The organism is Jannaschia formosa (assembly GCF_003340555.1).
GTDB lineage: Bacteria > Pseudomonadota > Alphaproteobacteria > Rhodobacterales > Rhodobacteraceae > Jannaschia > Jannaschia formosa.
In genome coordinates this window covers 1-20,512 of sequence record NZ_QPLJ01000013.1, presented here as the reverse complement: position 1 = coordinate 20,512, position 20,512 = coordinate 1, and the positions used below count along the sequence as shown (strand labels likewise).

The window sequence follows — 20,512 nt, the reverse complement described above, 5'->3', positions numbered from 1 at the left end:
AGGACGCGCCGGATCCGGTCTCTCCCGCTCCCTGATGCACAGACCCGCCGGAGCCGCCCGCCTCCTCCTCGCCCGCCGAGGGACCGGATCCGCCACCTTTGCGTTAACCCCGATATGCCGCTGCCTTGGGCGGCAGCAGACGGAGACGACGCGCATGCAGGACCGACCTGGCGAAGGGCTGGGGCCCGGCGAAGGGGCCGCACCGCATCCCGAAGGCGACCATCCGGCGGCGCCCGCGCCCCCCGAAGAAGCCGCGCAGGAAACGGGGCGGGGACGCGAGGCGTGGCGCCCGCACGAGGTCGAGCCGGCAGGGTGGCGCGACATCTGGATCCGCGTGGGCCAACGCATAAACAGCGACCTCGTGCCGCTGGTCGCCGCAGGGGTGGCCTTCTTCGGGATGCTGGCGCTGTTCCCGGCCATCGCGACGCTCGGTGCGCTGGCCTCGCTGTTCCTCGATCCCGAACTGGTCGTCAGCCAGATCGACACGCTGGAGGGGGTGGCGCCGAGCGAACCGCTCGCCGTGATCCGCGATCAGGCGGTGGCCCTTGTCGGGCAGGCGCCGGGGCAGGCGACGGCCACGGCGCTGATCAGCGTGGCGCTGTCGCTGTTCTGGGCGTCGCGCGGAGTCGACAACCTCGTCAGCGGGATCAACATGGCCCATGCCGAGGACGAGAAGCGCAACATCATCCGGCGCAACATCGTCTCACTGTGGCTGACGGCGGTGCTGACCGTGATGGCGCTGGTCTCGCTGGCGGTCGGAGCGGCGGTGCCCGCGATGGCGGCCGCGCTGGGGCTGTCGCCCTGGACCGACAGCATCGTCACCCTTGGCCGGTGGCCGGTGCTGGCTGTCCTGTCGCTGCTGGCGCTGGGGTTGCTCTACCGGCACGCGCCGTCCCGCCGGGCGCCGCGCTGGAGCTGGGTCACGCCGGGGGCGATCCTCGCGACGGCGCTGTGGCTGGGGGGGTCGGCGCTGTTCTCCTATTTCGTGCGGAACTTCGGGAACTATCAACCGACCTACGGCGCGATCGCCGGGGTCGTGATCCTGCTGCTCTATATCTGGCTGACGGCCTTCGTGGTGCTGCTGGGGGCGCTTCTGAACGCGGAGATGGAGCACCAGTCGCGGCGGGACACGACGCGCGGGCGGGTGAGACCGATGGGCCAGCGCGGGGCCGAGATGGCGGATACGCTGGGGCGGAGGCCTTGAGGTAGCAATATCGGTACAAGCTGCCCGCTGGGGTGGCAGCGCACATTGTCGCTTCGCTTGTTAACGGTCTCGGGTCTGCCGGTCAGTAGGAGGGGCGGCCGTTGGCCGCCTTGTTGTCTCCTTTGACCTCGTTCTCCCAGATTCGCGACCACAGGGCTCTGATTTCGCAGCGAGTGGTGTCAGCAGTTCCGAAGTCGCTCAACGATATCATCGACTATCGCATATCCCGCTCGGGAAAGATGAGGACAAGTTATCAATTCTCCATCAGCCCAGCCTGCCAAGTGATTCGCTGACGCCGTGCCATGCGCAATGATTACGCGAGGCTTGAACGTGGTCAGAAGCAAGTCGAAAGCCTCTGTGCTGCTGGTGGGCATATTTGCCATTCTAGTTGATGGCGAAGCGTAAATATTGGTTTCCAATAGGTTGGGGACAGATGCTCTTAACCTGTCAATACGAAGACGTGTGGCAGATGCTCTCTTACCGCGAGCCGCTCGTTCTGCGTCGTAGTCTTTGCGCCACGAATTGAGATCGAATCCGCTTCGATCGGACCAGAACCGCCACCAGTCACCGCCGGTCGTAGCCGCGTTGTATCCTACGACCCATACAGAGCAAGCAGATGGGTCCCCATCGCAGACAAATGGCCTTTGCGTCGACGGCCTGCCAATGATCGCCGCAAGATCTTTTTCGAAAGCCACCATCTTGAAACCATCGCCATATGACTAACAGCCGGCAAAAAGACGGCCCGCAGATTTCAGTGAGAATGTTCACCTAACCGGATTCCACGAGATGCTCCGCGCCAACCTTCGAGCAATGCGAAAAGGGGGCGCGACCCGCAGGCCGCGCCCCCCGTTCTTCACCGAACCTCAGCGCAGGTCGACGCGGTCGAGCTCCATCACCTTGGTCCAGGCGGCGATGAAGTCGGTCACGAACTTCTCCTCGGCGTCGTCCTGGGCGTAGACCTCGGCGATGGCCCGCAGCTGCGAATTGGAGCCGAAGACCAGGTCGACGCGGGTGCCGGTCCAGACCTTGTCGCCGGTCTTGCGGCTGAACGCCTCGAAGACCTGCCCCTCCTCGGAGACCGGGCGCCAGTCGTTCTCCATCGTCAGGAGGTTGCGGAAGAAGTCGTTCGTCAGCGTGCCCGGGCGGTGCGTGAAGACGCCGTGCTTCGTGCCGCCCGCATTCGCGTCGAGCGCGCGCAGGCCGCCGACCAGCACCGTCATCTCGGGCGCGGTCAGGGTCAGGAGCTGGGCGCGGTCGACCAGAAGCTCCTCGGCCGAGACGCGGAACTCCGTCGCCTGGTAGTTGCGGAAGCCGTCGGCGCGGGGCTCCAGCGGCTCGAAGCTGGCGGCGTCGGTCATCTCCTCGGTCGCGTCGCCGCGGCCGGGGGTGAACGGCACCTTCACGTCGTGGCCCGCGTCACGCGCCGCCCTCTCGACCGCCGCCGAGCCGGCGAGGACGATCAGGTCGGCCATGGTGATCTTCGCGCCGGTGCTGGTGCGGATATGCTCCAGCTTGTCGAGCACCCTGGCCAGCGTCGCGGGATCGTTCGCCTCCCAGTCCTTCTGGGGCGCGAAGCGGATGCGGGCGCCGTTGGCCCCGCCGCGCCGGTCCGAGCCGCGATAGGTCGAGGCCGAGGCCCAGGCCACGCGGACCAGCTCGGACACGGTCAGGCCGGAGGCGAGCACCGTCTCCTTGAGGGCGACGATCTCGGCCTCCGACAGGTCGGTGGTCGAGGCGGGGATCGGGTCCTGCCAGATCAGGTCCTCGGCCGGAACCTCGGGCCCGAGATAGAGCGCCTTCGGTCCCATGTCGCGGTGGGTCAGCTTGAACCAGGCGCGGGCATAGGCGTCGGCGAACTTGTCGGGGTTGGCGAGGTAGTCCTCGGAGATGCGGCGGTAGTCCGGGTCGATCTTCAGCGCCATGTCGGCGGTGGTCATCATCGGCTGGTGCGACTTCGACGGGTCATGCGCGTCGACGACGGTGCCGGCCATCGCGTCGCCCACGGGCTTCCACTGGTGCGCGCCGGCGGGGGACTTCGTCAGCTCCCACTCGTTGCCGAGCAGGGTCTGCAGATAGCCCATGTCCCAGGTCGTCGGGTTCGGCTTCCACGCGCCCTCGATGCCGGAGGTGGTGGTGTGCACGCCCATGCCGGTCTCGTAGCCGTTCTTCCAGCCGAGGCCCTGCGCCTCGATCGGCGAGCCCTCGGGCTCCGGCCCCATCAGCTTGGGGTCGCCCGCGCCGTGGCACTTGCCGAAGGTGTGGCCGCCGGCGATCAGCGCGACGGTCTCCTCGTCGTTCATCGCCATGCGGCCGAAGGTGTCGCGGATGTCGTAGGCCGAGGCCTGCGGGTCGGGGCGGCCGTCCGGGCCCTCGGGGTTGACGTAGATCAGGCCCATCTGCACGGCGGCCAGCGGGTTCTCGAGGTAGCGGCCCTTGCCGTCGTCGCCCGCGTCGTAGCGGCTGTTCGGGCCGCCGGACGCTTCCAGCCAGGTATCCTCGGCGCCCCAGTAGATGTCTTCCTCCGGCTCCCAGATGTCGGCGCGGCCGCCGCCGAAGCCGAAGGTCCTGAAGCCCATCGTCTCCATCGCAACGTTGCCGGTCAGGATCATCAGGTCGGCCCAGCTGAGCCGGTTGCCGTATTTCTGCTTGATCGGCCAGAGCAGGCGGCGCGCCTTGTCGAGGTTGCCGTTATCGGGCCAGGAGTTCAGCGGCGCGAAACGCTGCGAGCCGGAGGTGGAGCCGCCGCGGCCGTCGGCCGTGCGGTAGGTGCCCGCGCTGTGCCAGGCCATGCGCACGAAGAAGGGGCCGTAATGGCCGTAATCCGCCGGCCACCAGTCCTGGCTGTCGGTCATCAGCTTGGCCAGGTCCGCCTTCACGGCGGCGAGGTCGAGCTTCTTGAATTCCTCGGCATAGTCGAACGCCTCGCCCAGCGGGTTCATCGCGGGCGGGTTCTGATGCAGGATCTTGAGGTTGAGCTGGTTCGGCCACCAGTCGCGGTTGCCCCGGACCCGGTTCGAGGCCAGCGTGACACCGTGAATGACCGGGCATTTGCCCGCGCTGTCGCTTCCGTCCATGACAAGTCTCCCTGTTTGCCTGGCGCCGCCATAGCAGATCGGGTCGATACGGTTTAGTTCTGTTTTCGAATGTGTTTCATAATCCAAGCCTATGAACCTGACGCTCCGCCAGCTCCGCTATTTCGACGCCGTGGCCCGGCACGGCCATTTCGGACGCGCGGCCGAGGCCTCGGGCGTGAGCCAGCCGGCGCTTTCGGTGCAGGTCAAGGAGCTGGAGACGGAGCTGGGCGCCCGGCTCTTCGAGCGCGGGCCGCGGCAGGTGCGGCTGACCGCGTTCGGCGAGACCTTCGCGGGCCGCGCCCGCGCCATCCTGCGCGCTGTGGACGAGCTGGGGGAACTCGCCCGCGTGTCGAAGGGCGGGCTGTCGGGGCGGCTGCGGCTGGGGGTGATCCCCACCGTCGCGCCCTATCTGCTGCCGCGGGTCGTGACCGCGCTGGGCGGGACCTGGCCCGCGCTCGACCTCGAGATCCGCGAGACGGTGACGCCCAACCTGCTGGACGCGCTGGCCGAGGGCGCGCTGGACGCGGCCATCCTGGCGCTGCCGTCGTCGGACCGGCGGCTGGAGGAGGCGCCGCTGCTGTCCGAGGATTTCGTCCTCGTCCGCCCCGCGGCGGAGGCGGATCAGCCGGTTCCCGCGCCCGAGGCGCTGCACGAGATGCGGCTGCTGCTGCTGGAGGAGGGGCATTGCTTTCGCGATCAGGCGCTTGCCGTCTGCACCGGCGGCGTGCGGGAGCGGCACGGGCTGGAGGGCTCGGCCCTCTCGACGCTGGTCCAGATGGTCGGCGCGGGGCTGGGCGTGACGCTCATCCCCGAGATGGCGGTCGCGGTCGAGGCGCGAGCCGCCCCGGTCGCGGTGCAGCGCTTCCCGGCGCCCGCGCCGGGCCGCCGCCTGGGGCTCGCCTGGCGCCGCAGCACGCCGCTCGCCCCCGAGCTGCGCCATGTCGCCGAGGTGCTGCGGACGGCGCTGTCCGCCCCGGCCTGACGGCGGCGCGGCACTGCCGGACTAGGTGTCGCTGCCGAAAGGCGACGGCCCGGCTCAGGCCGGGCAATGCGCGCCGGCGTCGATCCAGGTCTGGGTCAGGCGCCTGAACAGGTCCTGACTGCCCGGCGCGGGGTTGCGGCTTTCGCCCGGGTTCCCGTGACAGGTCGAACAGCGCATGCCGACCGCGCCGAAACCGGCGTCGCCCCGCATGACGGGCGGCTGGTGCGGGACCATCGCGTCGCCCTGCAGCGGGCCGCCCTCGACCGGGTGGCAGTTGAGGCAGCGCGGGTGCTGCAGCACCTTGCCCATCTGGTGAAGATCGCGGCGGCGCGGGCCTCGTCGTCCGCGATCCCGGCGAAGGTCTCGGGCCCGGCCAGCCCCGCCTCCTGCGCGGCGAGCGGGGTGGCGAGCGAAAGCGCGCAGAGGATCGGTCTCGGCATGGGCACCCTCCTCAGGCGGCGGGGCGGAAGGGCAGGTGGTGCACGGCCCGGCCGATCAGCGACCGCCAAGCATTGCCGACGGCGGCGGCGATGGGCGGCGTGGGGGGCTCGCCCACCCCGCTGGGGGGCTGGTCGCTGGGCAGGATCGCGACCTCGGTCCGCGGTATCTGCGGCAGGCGCAGCAGCGGGTAGCTGGCGAAACTGGTCTGCTGCACGCGCCCGCCCGGCCCGAGCGCGATCTCGTCCATCAGCACGGAGCCGAGGCCGAAGCCGATCCCGCCCTCCATCTGCGCGCGGACCACGTCGGGCGTGGCCATCGGTCCCTCCTCGGCGTTCCGACCGGGGAGTTGGGCCCCGCCAGCGGGCGGACCGGTCAGGGATGCGGCGCGTGGCGCCGGTTGGCCGACCCGGGGCGGCCGGGCAGGGAGAGGGCCGCCGCGCCGCGCGGCTGGCGGCTGACCAGCTTGCCTTTCGAGATCACGGCGAGGCGCGCGGGGCGGAGGCGCAGCGCCTCGGTCGGGGTCGCGGCGTCCAGCACCACCAGCGAGGCGGGCGCGCCGACGCGCAGGCCGAAATCGAGGCCCATGATCGCGGCATTGGTCGCCGTCACCATCTCGAAGCAGCGCGCCATCTCGGACGGGTGGGTCATCTGCGCGACATGCATTCCCATGAAGGCCACGTCGAGCATGTCCGCCGTCCCCAGCGAATACCACGGGTCGAGGACGCAGTCCTGCCCCCAGCCCACGGCGATGCCGGCCGCCTGCATCTCTTTCACGCGGGTCAGGCCACGGCGTTTGGGGTAGGTGTCGTGGCGGCCCTGCAGGGTGATGTTGATGATCGGGTTGGGGATCGCCGCGATCCCCGCCTCGGCGATCAGCGGGATCAGCTTCGAGACGTAGTAGTTGTCCATCGAATGCATCGAGGTCAGGTGCGAGCCGGCCACGCGGGTCAGGCCGAGGCGGGTGGTCTCGGCGGCGAGGGTCTCGATATGGCGCGACATCGGGTCGTCCGTCTCGTCGCAATGCATGTCGACGGGCAGGCCGCGCTCGGCGGCCAATTTGCACAGGACGCGGACGGATCGCGCGCCCTCCTCCATCGTGCGCTCGAAATGGGGGATGCCGCCGACCACGTCGACGCCCATGTCCAGCGCGCGGGTGAGGTTCTGCAGTCCGTTTCGCGCGCGAAACACCCCGTCCTGCGGGAAGGCCACCAGTTGCAGGTCGAGATAGGGGGCGACGCGGCGGCGCACCTCCAGCATGGCCTCGACCCCGCGCAGGTGGTCGGGCGTCGTGTCGACATGGGTGCGGACGGCCAGCAGCCCCATCGAGACCGCCCAGTCGCAATAGGCGACCGCGCGGTCGATCATCTCGTCGACGGTGGCGATGTCCCGAAGCTCACCCCAGAGGTCGATGCCCTCCAGCAGGGTGCCGGAGCGGTTGGCGCGCGGCGTGCCGTAGCTGAGCGTGGCGTCCATGTGGAAATGCGGATCGACGAAGGGGGGCGAGACGAGGTCGCCACGCGCGTCGATCTCCTGCGCGTCGGCGTCGATCTTCGGCGCGATCTCGGCGATGCGGTCGCCGGCGATGCCGATATCGGCGGTGGTGCCGTCGGGCAGCGTGCCGCCCCGGATGATGAGGTCGAGCATCAGCGTTCTCCCTTTCGGAACGGGACCATCAGGGCGGCCGGCACCTGGGCGCGCCGCGACATGACGACCAGCGCCAGGATGGACAGGATGTAGGGCGCGGCGAGGAAGGCCTGATAGGGCAGGGCCGCGCCGAGCGGTGTCTGTTGCAGCCGGATCTGGAGTGCGTCGAAGGCCGCGAAGAGGATCGCGCCGAGCAGCGTCTTGCCCGGGCGCCATGCGCCGAAGACGACCAGCGCGATGCAGATCCAGCCGCGCCCGTTCACCATCTCGAAGAAGAAGCTGTCGAAGGCCGACATGGTGAGGAACGCGCCGCCCACCGCCATCAAGCCTGATCCGACGATCACCGCCCCCATGCGCAGCCCCGTCACCGGAAGGCCCTGCGCCGCGACGGCCGCCGGGTTCTCGCCGCAGGCGCGGAGGGCGAGGCCCAGCGGCGTGCGGAAGAGGACGAAGGCGACCAGCGCGGCGGTGGCGAAGGCGGCGTAGGTCAGCGGGGTCTGGGTGAAGAGCGCCGGGCCGATCAGCGGCAGATCGGACAGGATGGGGATGGCGTAGGGATCGAAGGCGTCGATCTTCGGCGGCGTGGTCACCTGCGGCAGGGCGAGGCGATAGGCGTAGTAGGTGGCCGAGGTGGCCAGCAGCGTGATGCCGAGGCCGACGACATGCTGCGACAGGCCGAAGGGGACGGTGAGGGTCGCGTGCAGCAGCCCGAAGGCCATGCCTGAAAGCAACGCCACGCCGACGCCGGGCCAGAGGCCGAGCCCGGAATAGACCGCCATCCAGCCGGCGAAGGCGCCGACGACCATGATCCCCTCGATTCCGAGGTTCAGCACCCCCGCGCGCTCGCAGATCAGCTCTCCCATGGCGGCGAAGATCAGCGGGCTCGCGATGCGGATTGCGGCGGCCCAGAAGCTGGCCGAAAGCAGGATCTCCAGAAGCTCCGTCATCGGCGGATCCGCAGGCGGGTCAGGCCGAGGGCCAGCACCATGGCGAGCAGCGCCGAGGCGAGCAGGATGTCGGCGATGAAGCTGGGCACGCCCGCCGCGCGGGACATGCTGTCGGCGCCGACGAAGATGCCCGCGACGAAGATCGCGGCGACGACCACGCCCAGCGGGTGCAGCAGCGCCAGCATCGCGACGATGATGCCGGTGTAGCCGAAGCCCGGGCTCAGATCGAGCGTCAGCGCGCCCTTGGCCCCCGCCACCTCGGAGAAGCCCGCGAGGGCTGCGAGGCCGCCGGACAGGATGGCGGTGCGCACCAGAACGGCGTTGACCGGCATGCCCGCGAAGCGCGCGGCCTCGGCGTTCAGGCCCACGGCCCGGATCTCGAAGCCCCAGATCGTGCGCGTCTGAATGACCCAGACGAGGGCGGCGGCGATCAGTGCGAGTCCGAAGCCCCAGTGCAGCCTGAGCCCCTCGACCAGCCGCGGCAGGCGGGCCTCGTCGATCAGCGGCGGCGACTTGGGCCAGCCGAGACCCATCGGGTCCTTCAGCGGCCCCTCCAGCAGGTAGGAGACGAAGAGAAGCGCGACGAAGTTCAGAAGCAGCGTCGTCACCACCTCGTCCACGCCGAAGCGCGTCTTGAGGAAGGTCGGCACCAGCAGCGCCAGCGCCCCCGCCGCCATCGCGGCGACCGCGAGCACCGGCAGCAGCACCGCGGGGGGCCAGTCGAGCAGGCCGGTGCCGAGGACGACCGTGGCGACGGCGCCGAGATAGAGCTGTGCCTCCGCCCCGATGTTCCAGAGCTTCGCGCGGAAGGCGACGGCCACGGCGAGGCCGGTGAAGATCAGCGGCGTGGCGCGGTTCAGCGTCTCCAGCAGCGCGAATTGCGAGCCGGCCGCGCCCTTGAGGACCAGCCACGCCACCTCGCCCGGCGCGGCGCCCGCCAGCGCGACGAGGCCCATCGCGACCAGCGCCGTGAGGATCAGCGCGAAGGCCGGCAGGCCGAGGCGGCGGGCGAGCGAGGGGGCGGGGATCGGCTCAAGCCGCATCGTCGAACCTCGCGCCGGTCATCCACTCGCCCAGTTCGGCGGGGGTCATCGTGCCCCGCGCGAAGGGCGGCGACAGGCGTCCCTCGGAGATGGCGTGGATCACGTCCGAGAGGGAGATCACCTCGTCGAGATCCTCGGAGATCAGCAGCACCGCCGCGCCCCGGTCCCGGGCGGCCAGAAGCTGCTCGTGAACATAGGTCAGCGCGCCGATGTCGAGGCCGCGCACCGGCTGGTTGGCGAGGATCACCTCGGGCGAGGTCTCCATCACCCGGCCGAGGATCAGCTTCTGCATGTTGCCGCCTGACAGCAGCCGGATCGGGGCCTCGGGGCCGGGGCAGCGCACGTCGTAGCGGTCGATCACCCGCTCGGCCCAGGCGCGGGCGGCCTTGCGGTCGATCCAGCCGCCCCGGCTGAAGGGCGGCCGGGCATAGAGCTCCAGCATGGCGTTCTCGGCCAGGTCGAAATCGCCCACCGTGCCGGAGCCGTGGCGATCCTCGGGGATGCGGCCGATCCCGGCGGCGATGGCGGCGCGCGGGGTCCAGGGGCCGCTCGGGGCGCCGCGGATCTCCATCTCGCCCGCGCTCGGCCGCTCCAGCCCGGCGAGCAGGCCGGCCAGCGCGGATTGCCCGTTGCCGGAGACGCCCACGAGCCCTGTGATCAGCCCCGCGCGCAGGCTCATCGAGACGCCGCGCAGCCCGGTGGCGGTGCCGCGCGCAGGGGTCGAGACGTCGCGCAACGTGACCCGTGCGGCGCCGGGCAGGGCGGGGCGCGGCTCCGGCGTGGCGATCTCGGCGCCGACCATGAGGCGGGCCATCTCCGTCCGGGTGGTGTCGGCGGTCGCGGCCTCGGCCACGACGCGCCCCTGCCGCAGCACGACGACGCGGTCAGACACCGCCTCGACCTCGTGCAGCTTGTGGCTGATGAACAGGATCGAGAGCCCCTTGGCCACGGCCTTCCGCAGCGTCGCGAAGAGGTCGAGCGATTCCTGCGGCGTCAGCACCGCCGTCGGCTCGTCCAGGATCAGGATGCGCGCATCGCGGTAGAGCGCCTTCAGGATCTCGACGCGCTGGCGCTGGCCGACGCCGAGGCTGGCCACGGTCGCGTCGGGATCGACGCGCAGCCCGTATTCCGTCGCGAGCCCCTCGACCTTCGCCCGCGCCGCCCGCCGCCCGGCCCCGGGCGACCAGAGCGATCGGGTGCCCAGCGTGATGTTGTCGAGCACCGTCAGGTTCTCGGCCAGGGCGAAGTGCTGGTGCACCATGCCGACCCCGGCCTCCAGCGCGGCGCGCGGGTTGCCGGGGGGCAGCGGCTGGCCGAACAGCTCGACCGTGCCCTCGTCGGCCGCGTAGAGGCCGAAGAGCACGTTCATCAGCGTCGTCTTGCCCGCGCCGTTCTCGCCCAGAAGAGCGACGACCTCGCCCCGCCGGAGCGTCAGCGAGACGCCCTCGTTGGCGGTGACGGGGCCGAAGCGGACGGTGATGTCGGCGAGACGGAGGACCGTCTCGCCGGAAGGGGGCGTCATGATCCGGAGGTCGGCTCGCTGTCGTCGATCTCGACCGAGAACTCGCCCGCCTTGATCGCGGCCTCGCGCTCGGCCACGAGGTCCAGCGCCTCCTGCGGGATCTTGCCCTCGAAGGTGCCCAGCGGCGCAAGGCTGCTGCCGCCGCGATCCATGAAGCTGTAGCGCCCGTAATCGGCGGCGGTGAAGGTGCCCGCCTTCACCGCCTCGATGGCCGCATCCAGCGTCGGCTCGAAATGCCAGATGGCGGAGGCGACGACCGTGTCGGGATAGTCGGCCTGGGTGTCGATCACGTTGCCGATGGCCAGCACGCCGCGCTCCTGCGCCGCGTCACTGACGCCGAAGCGTTCGGCATACATCACGTCGGCGCCGTTCTCGATCATCGCGAAGGCCGTCTCCTTGGCCTTGGGCGGGTCGAACCACGAGCCGATGAAGCTGACCTGGAAGGTCGCCTCGGGCGCGGTCTCCTTCACGCCGGCCATGAAGGCGTGCATCAGGCGGTTCACCTCGGGGATGGGGAAGCCGCCGACCATGCCGATATTGTTCGTCTCGGTCATCGAGCCCGCGATGATCCCGGTCAGGTAGGCCGCGTCCTGGATGTAGTTGTCGAAGACGGCGAGGTTCGAGGGCCCCATGTCCTCCTTGAAGGAGGAGCCCATGAGGAAGGCGGTCTCGGGGTATTCCTCGGCCACTTCGCGGGCCTCGCGCTCGGCACCGAAGATCTCGCCGACGATCAGGTCGACGCCGCTTTCTGCATATTCGCGCATGACGCGGGGATAGTCGGTGTTGGCGACGTTTTCGGTGTAGGTGTATTCGATGTCGCCGCGTTCGGCGGCGGCTTCGGCGGCCTTGTGGATGCGGCTGACCCACTGCTGCTCGACGGGGACGGTGTAGACGCCCGCGACCCGGATCGGGCCATGGGCATCGGCGAAGGCGGGCGAGGTCGCGACGGCGAGGGTCAGGGCCGAGGCCCCGATCAGGATGTGGCGGCGTGTGGGCATGGGACTCTCCGGCAGATGTGGCCGCAGCGTTTCCCCTGCCGCGCCCGCGGTCAAGAGTCCGTGTGGGCCTTTCAGGTAATGTCGCAAAGGGATGCGGGGTTTCCGGGCGCCGGAGGCAGATGCCGAGAACCCGTAACCTTGCATGCTACGCAATCGAATCACTATTCCCACGATAAATAAATAAATTAATCTGAGACTTGCGCAGCTCTGGGGAGGTGGTCCGGTTTAGTTTTGCACGGTACGGCCTAAGACTTGGCTGTTCCATCCCGGCTGATCACATTTCCCCACGACGATCCGCGCTCTTCATGGCGAGGTCGATCCTGAGGGACATTCGAGGCGGGGCGAGACTATGCTGATCCATCTTCACAAGCGGGCCACGACGACGCCGAAGGTGCGGGCTGCGATCCAGGCGAGTTCGGAGCCTGCGTCGGTTCTGGCCGAGCGCTACGCCGGCTCGATTGCCGCCGGACAGGGCCGCGACATCTCCGTGGCACAGCAGTCCGCGTATCTTGCCACATGGATGACGTCACTCGGGCTGGAGCGTGCGGTCCTCGCGGGGCACGACCTCGGCGGAGGCGTGGCGCAGATCGCTGCCGTGCGGCACCGCGACCAGCGCGCCGGCCTCTTCCTCACCAACGCCATCGCCTACGACTCCTGGCCGATTCCGAGCGTGAAGGCGATGCGGGCCACGCGCGGCGCCGTTCGGCACCTGCCGGATGCCGCGCTCAAGCTGGTCATGACGACGCTGTTCCGCCGCGGCCATGACGACGCCGCGCGGGCCCGAGAGGCGCTTGAGGTGCATTTCCCGCCCTATCGCGACAGCGACGGAGCCGCTGCCCTGGCACGGCAGGTCGCGGCGCTGGACGTGCGCGACACCGAGGCGGTCGCGCCCGAACTGCCCACCCTCAAGGTTCCAGCGCGGCTGGTCTGGGGCGCTGCGGACCAGTTCCAGAAGCTCAGCTACGGCGAGCGTCTGGCAAAGGATCTCGCCGCTCCGCTGCGCCGGATCGACGGCGGCAAGCATTTCACGCCCGAAGACCACCCCGACATCATCGCCGAGGAGATCAACCTCCTTCTGCGCGACGTCCGGGGCAGCTGAACCTGACGACTCCCGCATGGCGCCCGGACCAGAAGGATAAGCCCAACGGACCGCCCGAAGGCTGTCGCCTTCGACGTCGCCGGAAACCCTGTTCTCGCTGGAATCGCTCCGACGCCGTCTGACATCTGCGGGGCTCGCCGGTTATCATCTGGAAACCTGCTTCGCTTTGTTTCTGCGCGACGCATTCGCTCTGGGGATTTCCGGCGAGTGCAAGCCGTCCAGGGACGGCGTCTCAGCCAACCCCGCGGTCCTGCTCGCATGCGGAGCAGCTTCACGCGCGCGGCATGAAAAATCACTCCCCTGTTTTTTGACGGTCTCGTTCAGTGAACGTGATCGGCGAAGACGATAGCCGAAGAGCTGAGGACGCCGCCCGGATGGGCCGGGGGCCCTCCGGACCTCCAAAGGAGAACCTGACATGAAACTGATGAATGCAGCCCTCGTCGCCACCCTGCTCGCCACTGGCGGCATGGCTCAGGCTCAGTCGATGGGCCAGGGCTACGACATGCTCACGACCGCCCTGATGAACGACTTCGAGCGGATGGGCATCTCGACCGACGTGCTCGACAACCTGACCTTGTCGCAGGTCGCCGAGATCAAGCACGTCATCGAGGGTGGCGATGCCGATACCCAGAAGAAGGGTCGCATCGAAGCCATCATTCGCGACAACTGAAATGGACCTGCGGGAGACAGAGCGTCTCCCGCAGCCGCTCTCACCGCTCTCCGGAGATCGTGATGCCAGAGTTTCTTCCGGTCCCGCAGGGTGAAACAAAGCAAGTGAGCCGAGGATCCCTCATGCCTCCGACCCGCCTTACCCGACGAAGCCTCCTGACCAGCAGTATCGCGATGGCCGCAGGTTCAGGCCTCGCCTCCTCTGTCCGCGCCGAAGAGAGCCGTCCGCCTTCGGACCAGCTGATCGCCAAGTACGTTCCGGAACAGTCCGACTATCCCTACGAGATCATTCGTAGCGAGGCCGAGTGGATGGAGGTGCTTGACGGCGACACGGAAGCCTACGGCATCCTGCGCAAAGCCAATACCGAGTGGCCGAAATCGACCGAGCTGTGGCGCGAGGCGCACGAGCCGGGCTATCTGTGCCGCGGCTGTGATCTGCCGATGTACGATGCCGGTTGGTTTCAGCCGCTCGACAAGGGTTGGGTGTTCTTCCACCATGCCCGGCCGAACGCCGTGATGCTGGCGCTGAACGGGCCGGTTCGCGCATACGGCGCTGCGATGAGCATCGATGTGGACAGGCTCGCCCTGACCGAGGTGCATTGCCGTCGCTGCGGCTCCCATCTCGGACATCATCTTCCGGTCGAGGGGATGTATCTGCATTGCATCAACGGCACCTCGCTCAAGCTTGCCTGAGCACGGCGGCCTCCGGGCGACCATCGACCCGCACGGCGACGATGAGAGGTCGCCGAGCGGATCGACAAGGCGCCGGTGGAGTGCTTCTTCTCCGACCGAGGACCCGCGACCGGCGGCAGACCCGACGCACGAACTGTCTAACGATCACGGCATACGGCAGCCGGAGGACAGATGTCGCATTTTCCATCCATTCCGAACCTTGAGCTTCTCGGGCTCTTCCGGAAGTTCCCCGAGCGCGGGATCCGGCCGCTGCTCGAATACCACGACGCCGTCCTGCGCAACGAAAGCGAACTGGAGGTCGGCGAGCGCGAGTTGATCGCCGCCTACGTGTCCTCCCTGAACGAGTGCCACTACTGCTTCTCGGCCCATCGCGATCATGCCAAGGCCTGGGGCATCCCAGAGGAGCTGTTCGGCGATCTCCGCATTGACCTCGACCATCCCGAACTGCCGGCGCGCATGAAGCCGGTTCTGGCCTTCGTGCGCCGCCTGACGGTCGATCCGGCGGGCACAGGTCCGGCAGATGCCCAAGCCGTCTATGACGCCGGGTTCAGCGAGGAGGGGCTGTTCGACGTGATCTCGGTGACGGCCCTCTACAACTTCATGAACCGCATCCTCGAGGGGGCGGGCATCAAGCGGCATGTCCGCGTCATGGAGATGACCGACGAGATGCGCCGGAAGTATCGCTACACGCACCTCTGGAAGACGATCTCGAAAGGGCAGGAGGGGACCTAGGAAACTTCCCTGACGGCGCTGCGGACGGCGACGCTGGCGATTCCGTCGAGGTCTCGTGCCTGTGCGCCCGAGCGTGCCCGCAGCATGATGCCGCGCGCGACGGCCGCCAGCATGCCCGCCAGCGCCCGCTTGTCCGTGGTCGCGCCAGAAGCGGCCTCCTGATCGAGGCGCCGCACGATCCTGTCCTCGAGCGCCCTGAACCGGCGGTCGAGCTCCTGTCGGAAGGTCTCGTTCGCGCCTGCGACCTCTGACAGGACACATGAGATCAGGCAGCCCGGCGTCGCGGCATCGCCGGTCGCAAGCGCCACGACCTCAGTGAAGAAGGCCGAGAGATCGCCCTCCAGCGTCCCGCCGGAACCTAGTGCATCCGCAACCGGGCCGATCCGCGTATCGACGTAACGGGCGATGGCGGCGAGGAACAAACCCTCCTTGCCACCGAAATCCTGGTACAGGCTGGCGCGCGGCATGCCCGTCTCCCGGCAGAGCCGGTCGATCGAAGCCGCGTCGTAGCCCTCCGCCCAGAAGACGCGCATCGCGGCGTCCAGCGCTTGCTCCGGCTTCACGCTCCTTGGCCTCCCACGAGGCCGGGCAGGGTCGCTGCGGGCTTCCATGGTGTCACCCATATTTGAACCGATCGTTTCAAAAATAGCTGGAGGCCCGCCTGCCCACAAGATACGGAACGAGCATTCTGTAAATATTGGAGAGTCCAATGACCCGCGACCCCCTGCTCGACATGTCCCCGACCACCCTCGAGACAGCCGAGGGTGAAGCCAGAGACCTCCTGGCCGGCGCAAAGGCGAACCTCGGTTTCGTGCCGAACATGTATACCTACATGGCCAACCTCCCTGGTGTTCTGAGCGGCTACCTGAGCACCTACAAGGACTTCCGCGAAACCACCGGCTTCACCCCGGCCGAGCAGGAGACCGTGTTCCTGACCATCAGCCGCGTCAACGGCTGCACCTACTGCACCGCGGCGCATTCGATGATCGCCGACAAGAAGTCCGGTGTGCCCGCCGACAGTCTGGCCGCACTGCGCGACGGCGGCGATCTGCCCGACGCGAAGCTCGACGCCGTGGCGAAGTTCACCGAAGCGATGGTGGTCTCGCGCGGCAACCCCGGCAAGGATGCGGTCGATGCGTTCCTCGCCGCGGGATATGAAGAAAAGCAGGTTCTGGGCATCGTGCTCGCCATCGCCTGCAAGACCTTCTCGAACTACGTCAACCCCCTCGCCGGAACCCCGGTGGATGACGTGTTCGGGCCCTATAAGGTCGCCTGAGCCGTCAGCCATCCCGTCCGCGTCGAGCGGGCGGGATGCGCCCTCGGCGCAGCCGGTCGATCAGCCTGTCGAGCGACAGGGGCCCGACGCCATAGGCAACGACGTGCAGCAGCACGATCGACCAGAGAACCACCCGATCCGGCCCCGGATCGAATGGACTGGCATCGAAGACGTTTCCGCCACCGGGCAGATGCCCGGTCGCCAGCCCCGCAATCCAGATGTGGGCGATCAGGAGCACGGCGAACACACGGCCGAATGCTCCGATCACGACCAGCAACGGCAGCACCAGTTCGGAAAGCGTCATCGCCAGAACGAACGCGTGCTGTCCCGCCGTCGGTACCGCGCCCCGCATCATGACTTCGGGCAGGAAGGTGTGATAGGCCCCGAGGCTCAGCGGCCAGATGCCGGCAGGCGGTCCGACGGACAGTGTCGATCCGGCGATCTTGGTCAGCCCCCCGATCAGGAACCAAGGGAGCAGCACGGCCGCAAACCCGAGGCGCGTCAGGGTCGCCATCACCGCGGGCGTGAGGAAACGGGCGATCCGCTGCACCTCGCGTCAGTCTCCGAGCATCCACTGGCCATCCGGGTGGAAGGCATGAAACGCGAAGGCGAAGGGAATGTCGTGCGCCACCTCCCTGTCCTGCTCGTCCCGGACGCGGACGTTGCCGACCTCGCGTCCCTGTCCGATTTCGCCCGTGTCGAGCGCCGAGGCCTGACCCTCCGTCCAGCTCAGCGTCAGTCCCGCTTCGGCGATCCGGCCTTCGGCGCGCAGGCGCGTGAGCGGCCAGGCTCGGTCCCCCACGCGCACCACGCGCTCCAGTGGAGGGATGCCATGCGGCGGGCCTTCTCCCGAATAGAGGAAGGGACGTGTCGTGTCATAGTTGCGATACGGATTGGTGCCGTAAGCCCGGCGCCAGTTCGGCTCGTCGAGAACGAGCCCGTCCGGATGCGCGGCGAGAAACGCCGACCAGCTTTCCATCCAGGCCGGCAGCTGGGTCAGCGCCCGCCCCGTCATCTCGCCCGCGATGCCTTCCCCGAGCGCCTGTTGCCACCAGCTTTCCGTCTGGTGGTCATACATTATCATGTCGGAATGGCGCAGCAGGCCAGAGACACCGAAAGTCAGCGTGCGCCCGTCCAACCGGCCGTCGAACACCATGCCGGTGTTGCAGAGCGGGCAGAAGGTGACCGCGATCGGGCGGCCGTCCACGACATCGTTCACGATCTCGTGCCACATCAGGTAGCGGATCGGATAGGCCCGGGCCGGGCCGTCGTCCGGCACGTAGGTCATCACCGGTTCGCGATCCTCGAGCCGCGTTTCCTCGGAGGCCCGGATGAAATCCGGGTCTAGGATGGCGGGAATCCCGTCGCGCGGGGGGCCGCCCGAGATGACCTCGCCCAGGACAACCGCGAGCCGCGAGAAGTCCGTATACGGCCAGGCGCGCTCGAACCGGTCCGACTGCGCAAGCGCCGGCGACACCGCCAGGAGCAGGGCGACGGGCGCCGCGGCGAGAATCCGCAGGATCTGTCTGCAGGCAGCCAACGGGGGAAGTTTCGGGGGAGGGTAGTGGCTCATTGGCTCGATCTCCACGTCTGGATCCGTATATCCGGAACATGCCCGATCCGGGTCCTTCGCGTTGCGCCCCTCCGCATATCGTGACCGAACGTGTCCGTGTCCGGCTGTGAATGCTCGGCCTGCGACACATCTGGGAACTTGCGTCGCCGGCGGCTCGGCTCAGGCTACGCAGCACCGCAGCCTGGCGGCGCGACGGCAGGCGCCGTTTCGCGGCCATCGGGCCACCGGCATCGCCGGGGAGGACGGGACCTGCGACCGCGCGTCTGCGCCCTCCGGCCCGGGCCGATCGCCCATGAGCCTTGCATGCCGGCAAGTCCCGGCATTTCCTCGGGTCTCATGCAGGAGGGGAACCGTTGACCGAAGCAGATATCCAGCCGCCGATCGAGGATTACGCTCTGATCGGCGATTGCCACGGAGCGGCCCTCGTCTCGGGCAAGGGCAGCATCGACTGGTGCACGCCGCTTCGCTTCGACGGCGAGCCGGTCTTCTTTCGGCTGCTGGACGCGGGGCAGGGCGGGTCGTGGAGCGTCGAGCCGGAGCAGACCACGCGCGTCACGCGCGGTTATATCGAGCGGACCAATATCCTGAGGACCTGCTTCGAGACGGCGACCGGCACGCTCGAACTGGTCGACTTCATGCCGGTCGGCCGGACTCGCACGGCGTCGGTCCATGACTATGTCACCTTGAACGCGCCGGGCTGGATCGTCCGGCGCCTTCGCTGCGTATCGGGCCGTGTCGACCTGACGATGCAGTTTCGGCCCCGCGGGCCGGGCTGGTCGACGGATCCCGTCGAGATGAACCTGTGCGAGGGCCGGATCGACTGCGCCGGCGGATTGACCCTCTGGTGCGACGGGGAGGCGCGGCGCGAGGCCGACGGTGCCTCGGTGCGCGTCGTCCTGGAGGAGGGCGAGACGCAGACCTGCGTGCTCACGAGCGTGGCGCCGCTGTTCGACCCGCGAGACCGGGCCGACCAGCTCTACGACGTGACCTGTGCGTTCTGGACGGAATGGTGCGAGTATTCGCGCTACCGCGGGCAGTACCAGGACGCGGTGCTGCGCAGCGCGCTTGCGCTGAAGCTGCTGACCTATGCGCCGACCGGCGCGGTCGTGGCGGCGCCGACCACCTCTCTGCCTGAGCACATCGGCGGCGGCCGGAACTGGGACTACCGCTTCTGCTGGATCCGCGACGCCACCTTCGCGCTCTTCGCGCTGTCGGTGCTGGGCTACAGCGCCGAGGGGAAACGGTTCTCGGACTTCCTGTCGCGGCTCTGCCTGCGCGAGGGCTCGACGCTCCGGATCATGTACGGCATCGACGGGGAGCCCTTCCTGCGCGAGCATCCTCTCGAGCATCTGGCAGGCTACCGCGACAGCCGGCCGGTGCGGGTGGGCAACGAAGCGTCGGACCAGCGGCAGCTCGACGTCTTCGGCGAGTTGCTCGACTGGGCGGAGCTGCGCGTGGCTCTCGGCTCGCGTCTCTCCGACGACGAGACGGCGCTGCTGCGTGGCGTGGCGGATCATGTCTGCAAGACCTGGCACGTCCCCGACCACGGCATCTGGGAGATGCGGTGCGAGCCGAGGCACTTCACCCAAGGCAAGGCGATGGCCTGGGTCACGCTGGACCGGGCGATCCGCCTCTTCGGCGAGAACCCGACCTGGCGGGAGAACCGGGACCAGATCCTGCGCGAGATCCTCGGGAAGGGCTGCACCGGCGACCCGCCCTACCTGGTGCAGTCCTACGGCGCGGAGGTGACGGACGCCGCCCTGCTGCAGGTCCCGCTGCTCGGCCTGCCGCTTGATCTGCCGCTGCTGGAGCGCAGCGTCCGGGAGGTCGAGCGCGAGTTGCGGACCGGCGACTTCGTCCACCGCTACCGCAGCGCCGACGGACTCGAAGGCGACGAGGGCGCGTTCTTCATGACCAGCTTCTGGCTCGTCGAGGCGCTGCTGACAGTCGATCGGGCCGACGAGGCGCGTGCGCTGTTCGAACGGATCCTGTCGCGCGCGAACGATGTCGGGCTCTACTCGGAGGAGGTCGACGTGAATACTGGCGCCTATCTCGGCAATTTCCCGCAGGCTTTCACCCACATGGCCCTGATCTCCAGTGCGTCGCTTCTGCAGATCCACGAGGAGAAGGGTGTGGAGGCGCTCAGGGGCACGAATGCCGATCGAGCGAAGCGCCTCGCCGGCGCCACCGAAGGCGCAAAGGGACTGGCCTTCGCCCTGATTCGCAACCGCAGCATCCGCCTTCGCTCCTCGCGCAAGTCGGTCCTGGCACTGACGTGAGCTACTCCCCGATCCTTGGACAGTTTTTGGGGATATTTAAGCTACTGCCTGCGCCTGCTGATCGGTTTTGATGGTGTTGAAGTAGACCACGGCGGGCGGCTGCCCGCCATGGGCGGTGTGGGGTCGCCGATGATTATAGAAGGCAATCCATTGGCCGATGGCAGCCTTGGCCTGCGACCCCGTTTCCCAAGCGTGCAGGTAGACGCATTCATACTTGAGGGACCGCCAGAGGCGCTCGATGAAGACATTGTCGATGCAGCGGCCTTTGCCGTCCATGGAGATCCGGGTGCCAGCGCGCTTCAGCCTGTCCGTCCAGGCAAAGGACGTGAACTGTGA

The 20,512-nt window shown here is 68.4% G+C and carries 20 protein-coding genes; 8 read left to right on the top strand and 12 right to left on the bottom strand.

The features are described from left to right. The first annotated feature begins 154 nt into the window (after positions 1-154). Positions 155-1,204 (top strand): YihY/virulence factor BrkB family protein, encoded by a 1,050-nt coding sequence (locus DR046_RS13900; RefSeq protein ID WP_167767116.1) that lies wholly within the window; start codon positions 155-157, stop codon positions 1,202-1,204. Positions 1,205-2,067: 863 nt separating this feature from the next. Here the strand turns inward: DR046_RS13900 and katG are convergent. Next, positions 2,068-4,278, bottom strand: a complete 2,211-nt coding sequence (gene katG / locus DR046_RS13895; protein ID WP_115382999.1) for a catalase/peroxidase HPI — start codon at positions 4,276-4,278, stop codon at positions 2,068-2,070. Positions 4,279-4,369: 91 nt separating this feature from the next. Here katG and DR046_RS13890 point away from each other — a divergent pair, with 91 nt between their 5' ends. Beyond that, entirely contained in the window at positions 4,370-5,260 is an 891-nt protein-coding gene (locus tag DR046_RS13890; RefSeq protein WP_115382998.1) for a hydrogen peroxide-inducible genes activator, read from the top strand. A gap of 54 nt (positions 5,261-5,314) precedes the next feature. On the opposite strand, the gene DR046_RS13885 is transcribed toward DR046_RS13890, so the two are convergent. The 7 genes from DR046_RS13885 to DR046_RS13855 all read right to left on the bottom strand — a co-directional run bounded on the left by DR046_RS13885 (position 5,315) and on the right by DR046_RS13855 (position 11,855). Next, on the bottom strand, positions 5,315-5,569 hold the full coding sequence (locus tag DR046_RS13885; protein ID WP_245190943.1) for a hypothetical protein: 255 nt from the start codon (positions 5,567-5,569) through the stop codon (positions 5,315-5,317). A gap of 142 nt (positions 5,570-5,711) precedes the next feature. Beyond that, positions 5,712-6,017: a molybdopterin cofactor-binding domain-containing protein gene (locus DR046_RS13880; protein ID WP_115382997.1), complete on the bottom strand. Its 306-nt coding sequence runs from the start codon at positions 6,015-6,017 to the stop codon at positions 5,712-5,714. 56 nt (positions 6,018-6,073) lie between these two features. Continuing rightward, the gene (locus tag DR046_RS13875) at positions 6,074-7,345 is read right to left on the bottom strand and encodes an amidohydrolase family protein (protein ID WP_209313589.1); all 1,272 of its coding nucleotides are present in this window, start codon (positions 7,343-7,345) and stop codon (positions 6,074-6,076) included. Further along, positions 7,345-8,292, bottom strand: coding sequence for an ABC transporter permease (locus DR046_RS13870; protein WP_115382996.1), 948 nt, complete (start codon positions 8,290-8,292; stop codon positions 7,345-7,347). Before DR046_RS13870 ends, DR046_RS13875 begins: the two co-directional genes overlap by 1 nt. Continuing rightward, positions 8,289-9,335, bottom strand: a complete 1,047-nt coding sequence (locus DR046_RS13865) for an ABC transporter permease (protein WP_115382995.1) — start codon at positions 9,333-9,335, stop codon at positions 8,289-8,291. The genes DR046_RS13870 and DR046_RS13865 overlap by 4 nt, the downstream gene beginning before the upstream one ends. After that, positions 9,325-10,857, bottom strand: coding sequence for an ABC transporter ATP-binding protein (locus DR046_RS13860; protein WP_115382994.1), 1,533 nt, complete (start codon positions 10,855-10,857; stop codon positions 9,325-9,327). Before DR046_RS13860 ends, DR046_RS13865 begins: the two co-directional genes overlap by 11 nt. Beyond that, on the bottom strand, positions 10,854-11,855 hold the full coding sequence (locus DR046_RS13855; RefSeq protein WP_115382993.1) for a BMP family protein: 1,002 nt from the start codon (positions 11,853-11,855) through the stop codon (positions 10,854-10,856). Before DR046_RS13855 ends, DR046_RS13860 begins: the two co-directional genes overlap by 4 nt. Positions 11,856-12,204: 349 nt before the next feature. On the opposite strand from DR046_RS13855, the gene DR046_RS24235 reads away from it, so the two are divergent. The 4 genes from DR046_RS24235 (at position 12,205) to DR046_RS13835 (ending at position 15,048) form a co-directional block, all read left to right on the top strand. Next, positions 12,205-12,954 carry an alpha/beta fold hydrolase gene (locus tag DR046_RS24235; protein ID WP_115382992.1) on the top strand — a complete coding sequence of 250 codons (750 nt, stop codon included), beginning with the start codon at positions 12,205-12,207 and terminating at the stop codon, positions 12,952-12,954. Between the two features lie 415 nt (positions 12,955-13,369). Beyond that, the gene (locus DR046_RS13845) at positions 13,370-13,624 is read left to right on the top strand and encodes a hypothetical protein (protein ID WP_115382991.1); all 255 of its coding nucleotides are present in this window, start codon (positions 13,370-13,372) and stop codon (positions 13,622-13,624) included. A gap of 62 nt (positions 13,625-13,686) precedes the next feature. Further along, entirely contained in the window at positions 13,687-14,316 is a 630-nt protein-coding gene (locus tag DR046_RS13840; protein WP_115382990.1) for a peptide-methionine (R)-S-oxide reductase, read from the top strand. 171 nt (positions 14,317-14,487) lie between these two features. Beyond that, a complete protein-coding gene (locus tag DR046_RS13835) occupies positions 14,488-15,048 on the top strand; it encodes a carboxymuconolactone decarboxylase family protein (protein ID WP_115382989.1) in 561 nt (186 codons plus the stop codon). Here DR046_RS13835 and DR046_RS13830 read toward each other — a convergent pair. After that, positions 15,045-15,611: a TetR/AcrR family transcriptional regulator gene (locus DR046_RS13830; protein WP_167767115.1), complete on the bottom strand. Its 567-nt coding sequence runs from the start codon at positions 15,609-15,611 to the stop codon at positions 15,045-15,047. The genes DR046_RS13835 and DR046_RS13830 overlap by 4 nt on opposite strands. A gap of 146 nt (positions 15,612-15,757) precedes the next feature. Here DR046_RS13830 and DR046_RS13825 point away from each other — a divergent pair, with 146 nt between their 5' ends. Then, the gene (locus DR046_RS13825) at positions 15,758-16,324 is read left to right on the top strand and encodes a carboxymuconolactone decarboxylase family protein (RefSeq protein ID WP_115382987.1); all 567 of its coding nucleotides are present in this window, start codon (positions 15,758-15,760) and stop codon (positions 16,322-16,324) included. Positions 16,325-16,328: 4 nt separating this feature from the next. On the opposite strand, the gene DR046_RS13820 is transcribed toward DR046_RS13825, so the two are convergent. Beyond that, a complete protein-coding gene (locus tag DR046_RS13820) occupies positions 16,329-16,874 on the bottom strand; it encodes a DoxX family protein (protein ID WP_115382986.1) in 546 nt (181 codons plus the stop codon). Between the two features lie 6 nt (positions 16,875-16,880). Further along, a complete protein-coding gene (locus DR046_RS13815) occupies positions 16,881-17,864 on the bottom strand; it encodes a DUF3179 domain-containing protein (protein WP_280652845.1) in 984 nt (327 codons plus the stop codon). Between the two features lie 386 nt (positions 17,865-18,250). Between DR046_RS13815 and DR046_RS13810 the strand changes: the two genes are divergently transcribed. Next, positions 18,251-20,176, top strand: a complete 1,926-nt coding sequence (locus tag DR046_RS13810) for a glycoside hydrolase family 15 protein (RefSeq protein WP_115382984.1) — start codon at positions 18,251-18,253, stop codon at positions 20,174-20,176. 36 nt (positions 20,177-20,212) lie between these two features. Here the strand turns inward: DR046_RS13810 and DR046_RS13805 are convergent. Beyond that, the coding region (locus tag DR046_RS13805) for an integrase core domain-containing protein (RefSeq protein WP_209313588.1) at positions 20,213-20,512 on the bottom strand (300 nt) is incomplete at its 5' end.

Bases quoted from the DNA above. Each gene is read 5' to 3' on its own strand.
- DR046_RS13900 (WP_167767116.1), top strand. From the start codon at position 155: ATGCAGGACCGACCTGGCGAAGGGCTGGGGCCCGGCGAAGGGGCCGCA.
- katG (WP_115382999.1), bottom strand. From the start codon at position 4,278: ATGGACGGAAGCGACAGCGCGGGCAAATGCCCGGTCATTCACGGTGTC.
- DR046_RS13890 (WP_115382998.1), top strand. From the start codon at position 4,370: ATGAACCTGACGCTCCGCCAGCTCCGCTATTTCGACGCCGTGGCCCGG.
- DR046_RS13885 (WP_245190943.1), bottom strand. From the start codon at position 5,569: ATGGGCAAGGTGCTGCAGCACCCGCGCTGCCTCAACTGCCACCCGGTC.
- DR046_RS13880 (WP_115382997.1), bottom strand. From the start codon at position 6,017: ATGGCCACGCCCGACGTGGTCCGCGCGCAGATGGAGGGCGGGATCGGC.
- DR046_RS13875 (WP_209313589.1), bottom strand. From the start codon at position 7,345: ATGCTCGACCTCATCATCCGGGGCGGCACGCTGCCCGACGGCACCACC.
- DR046_RS13870 (WP_115382996.1), bottom strand. From the start codon at position 8,292: ATGACGGAGCTTCTGGAGATCCTGCTTTCGGCCAGCTTCTGGGCCGCC.
- DR046_RS13865 (WP_115382995.1), bottom strand. From the start codon at position 9,335: ATGCGGCTTGAGCCGATCCCCGCCCCCTCGCTCGCCCGCCGCCTCGGC.
- DR046_RS13860 (WP_115382994.1), bottom strand. From the start codon at position 10,857: ATGACGCCCCCTTCCGGCGAGACGGTCCTCCGTCTCGCCGACATCACC.
- DR046_RS13855 (WP_115382993.1), bottom strand. From the start codon at position 11,855: ATGCCCACACGCCGCCACATCCTGATCGGGGCCTCGGCCCTGACCCTC.
- DR046_RS24235 (WP_115382992.1), top strand. From the start codon at position 12,205: ATGCTGATCCATCTTCACAAGCGGGCCACGACGACGCCGAAGGTGCGG.
- DR046_RS13845 (WP_115382991.1), top strand. From the start codon at position 13,370: ATGAAACTGATGAATGCAGCCCTCGTCGCCACCCTGCTCGCCACTGGC.
- DR046_RS13840 (WP_115382990.1), top strand. From the start codon at position 13,687: ATGCCAGAGTTTCTTCCGGTCCCGCAGGGTGAAACAAAGCAAGTGAGC.
- DR046_RS13835 (WP_115382989.1), top strand. From the start codon at position 14,488: ATGTCGCATTTTCCATCCATTCCGAACCTTGAGCTTCTCGGGCTCTTC.
- DR046_RS13825 (WP_115382987.1), top strand. From the start codon at position 15,758: ATGACCCGCGACCCCCTGCTCGACATGTCCCCGACCACCCTCGAGACA.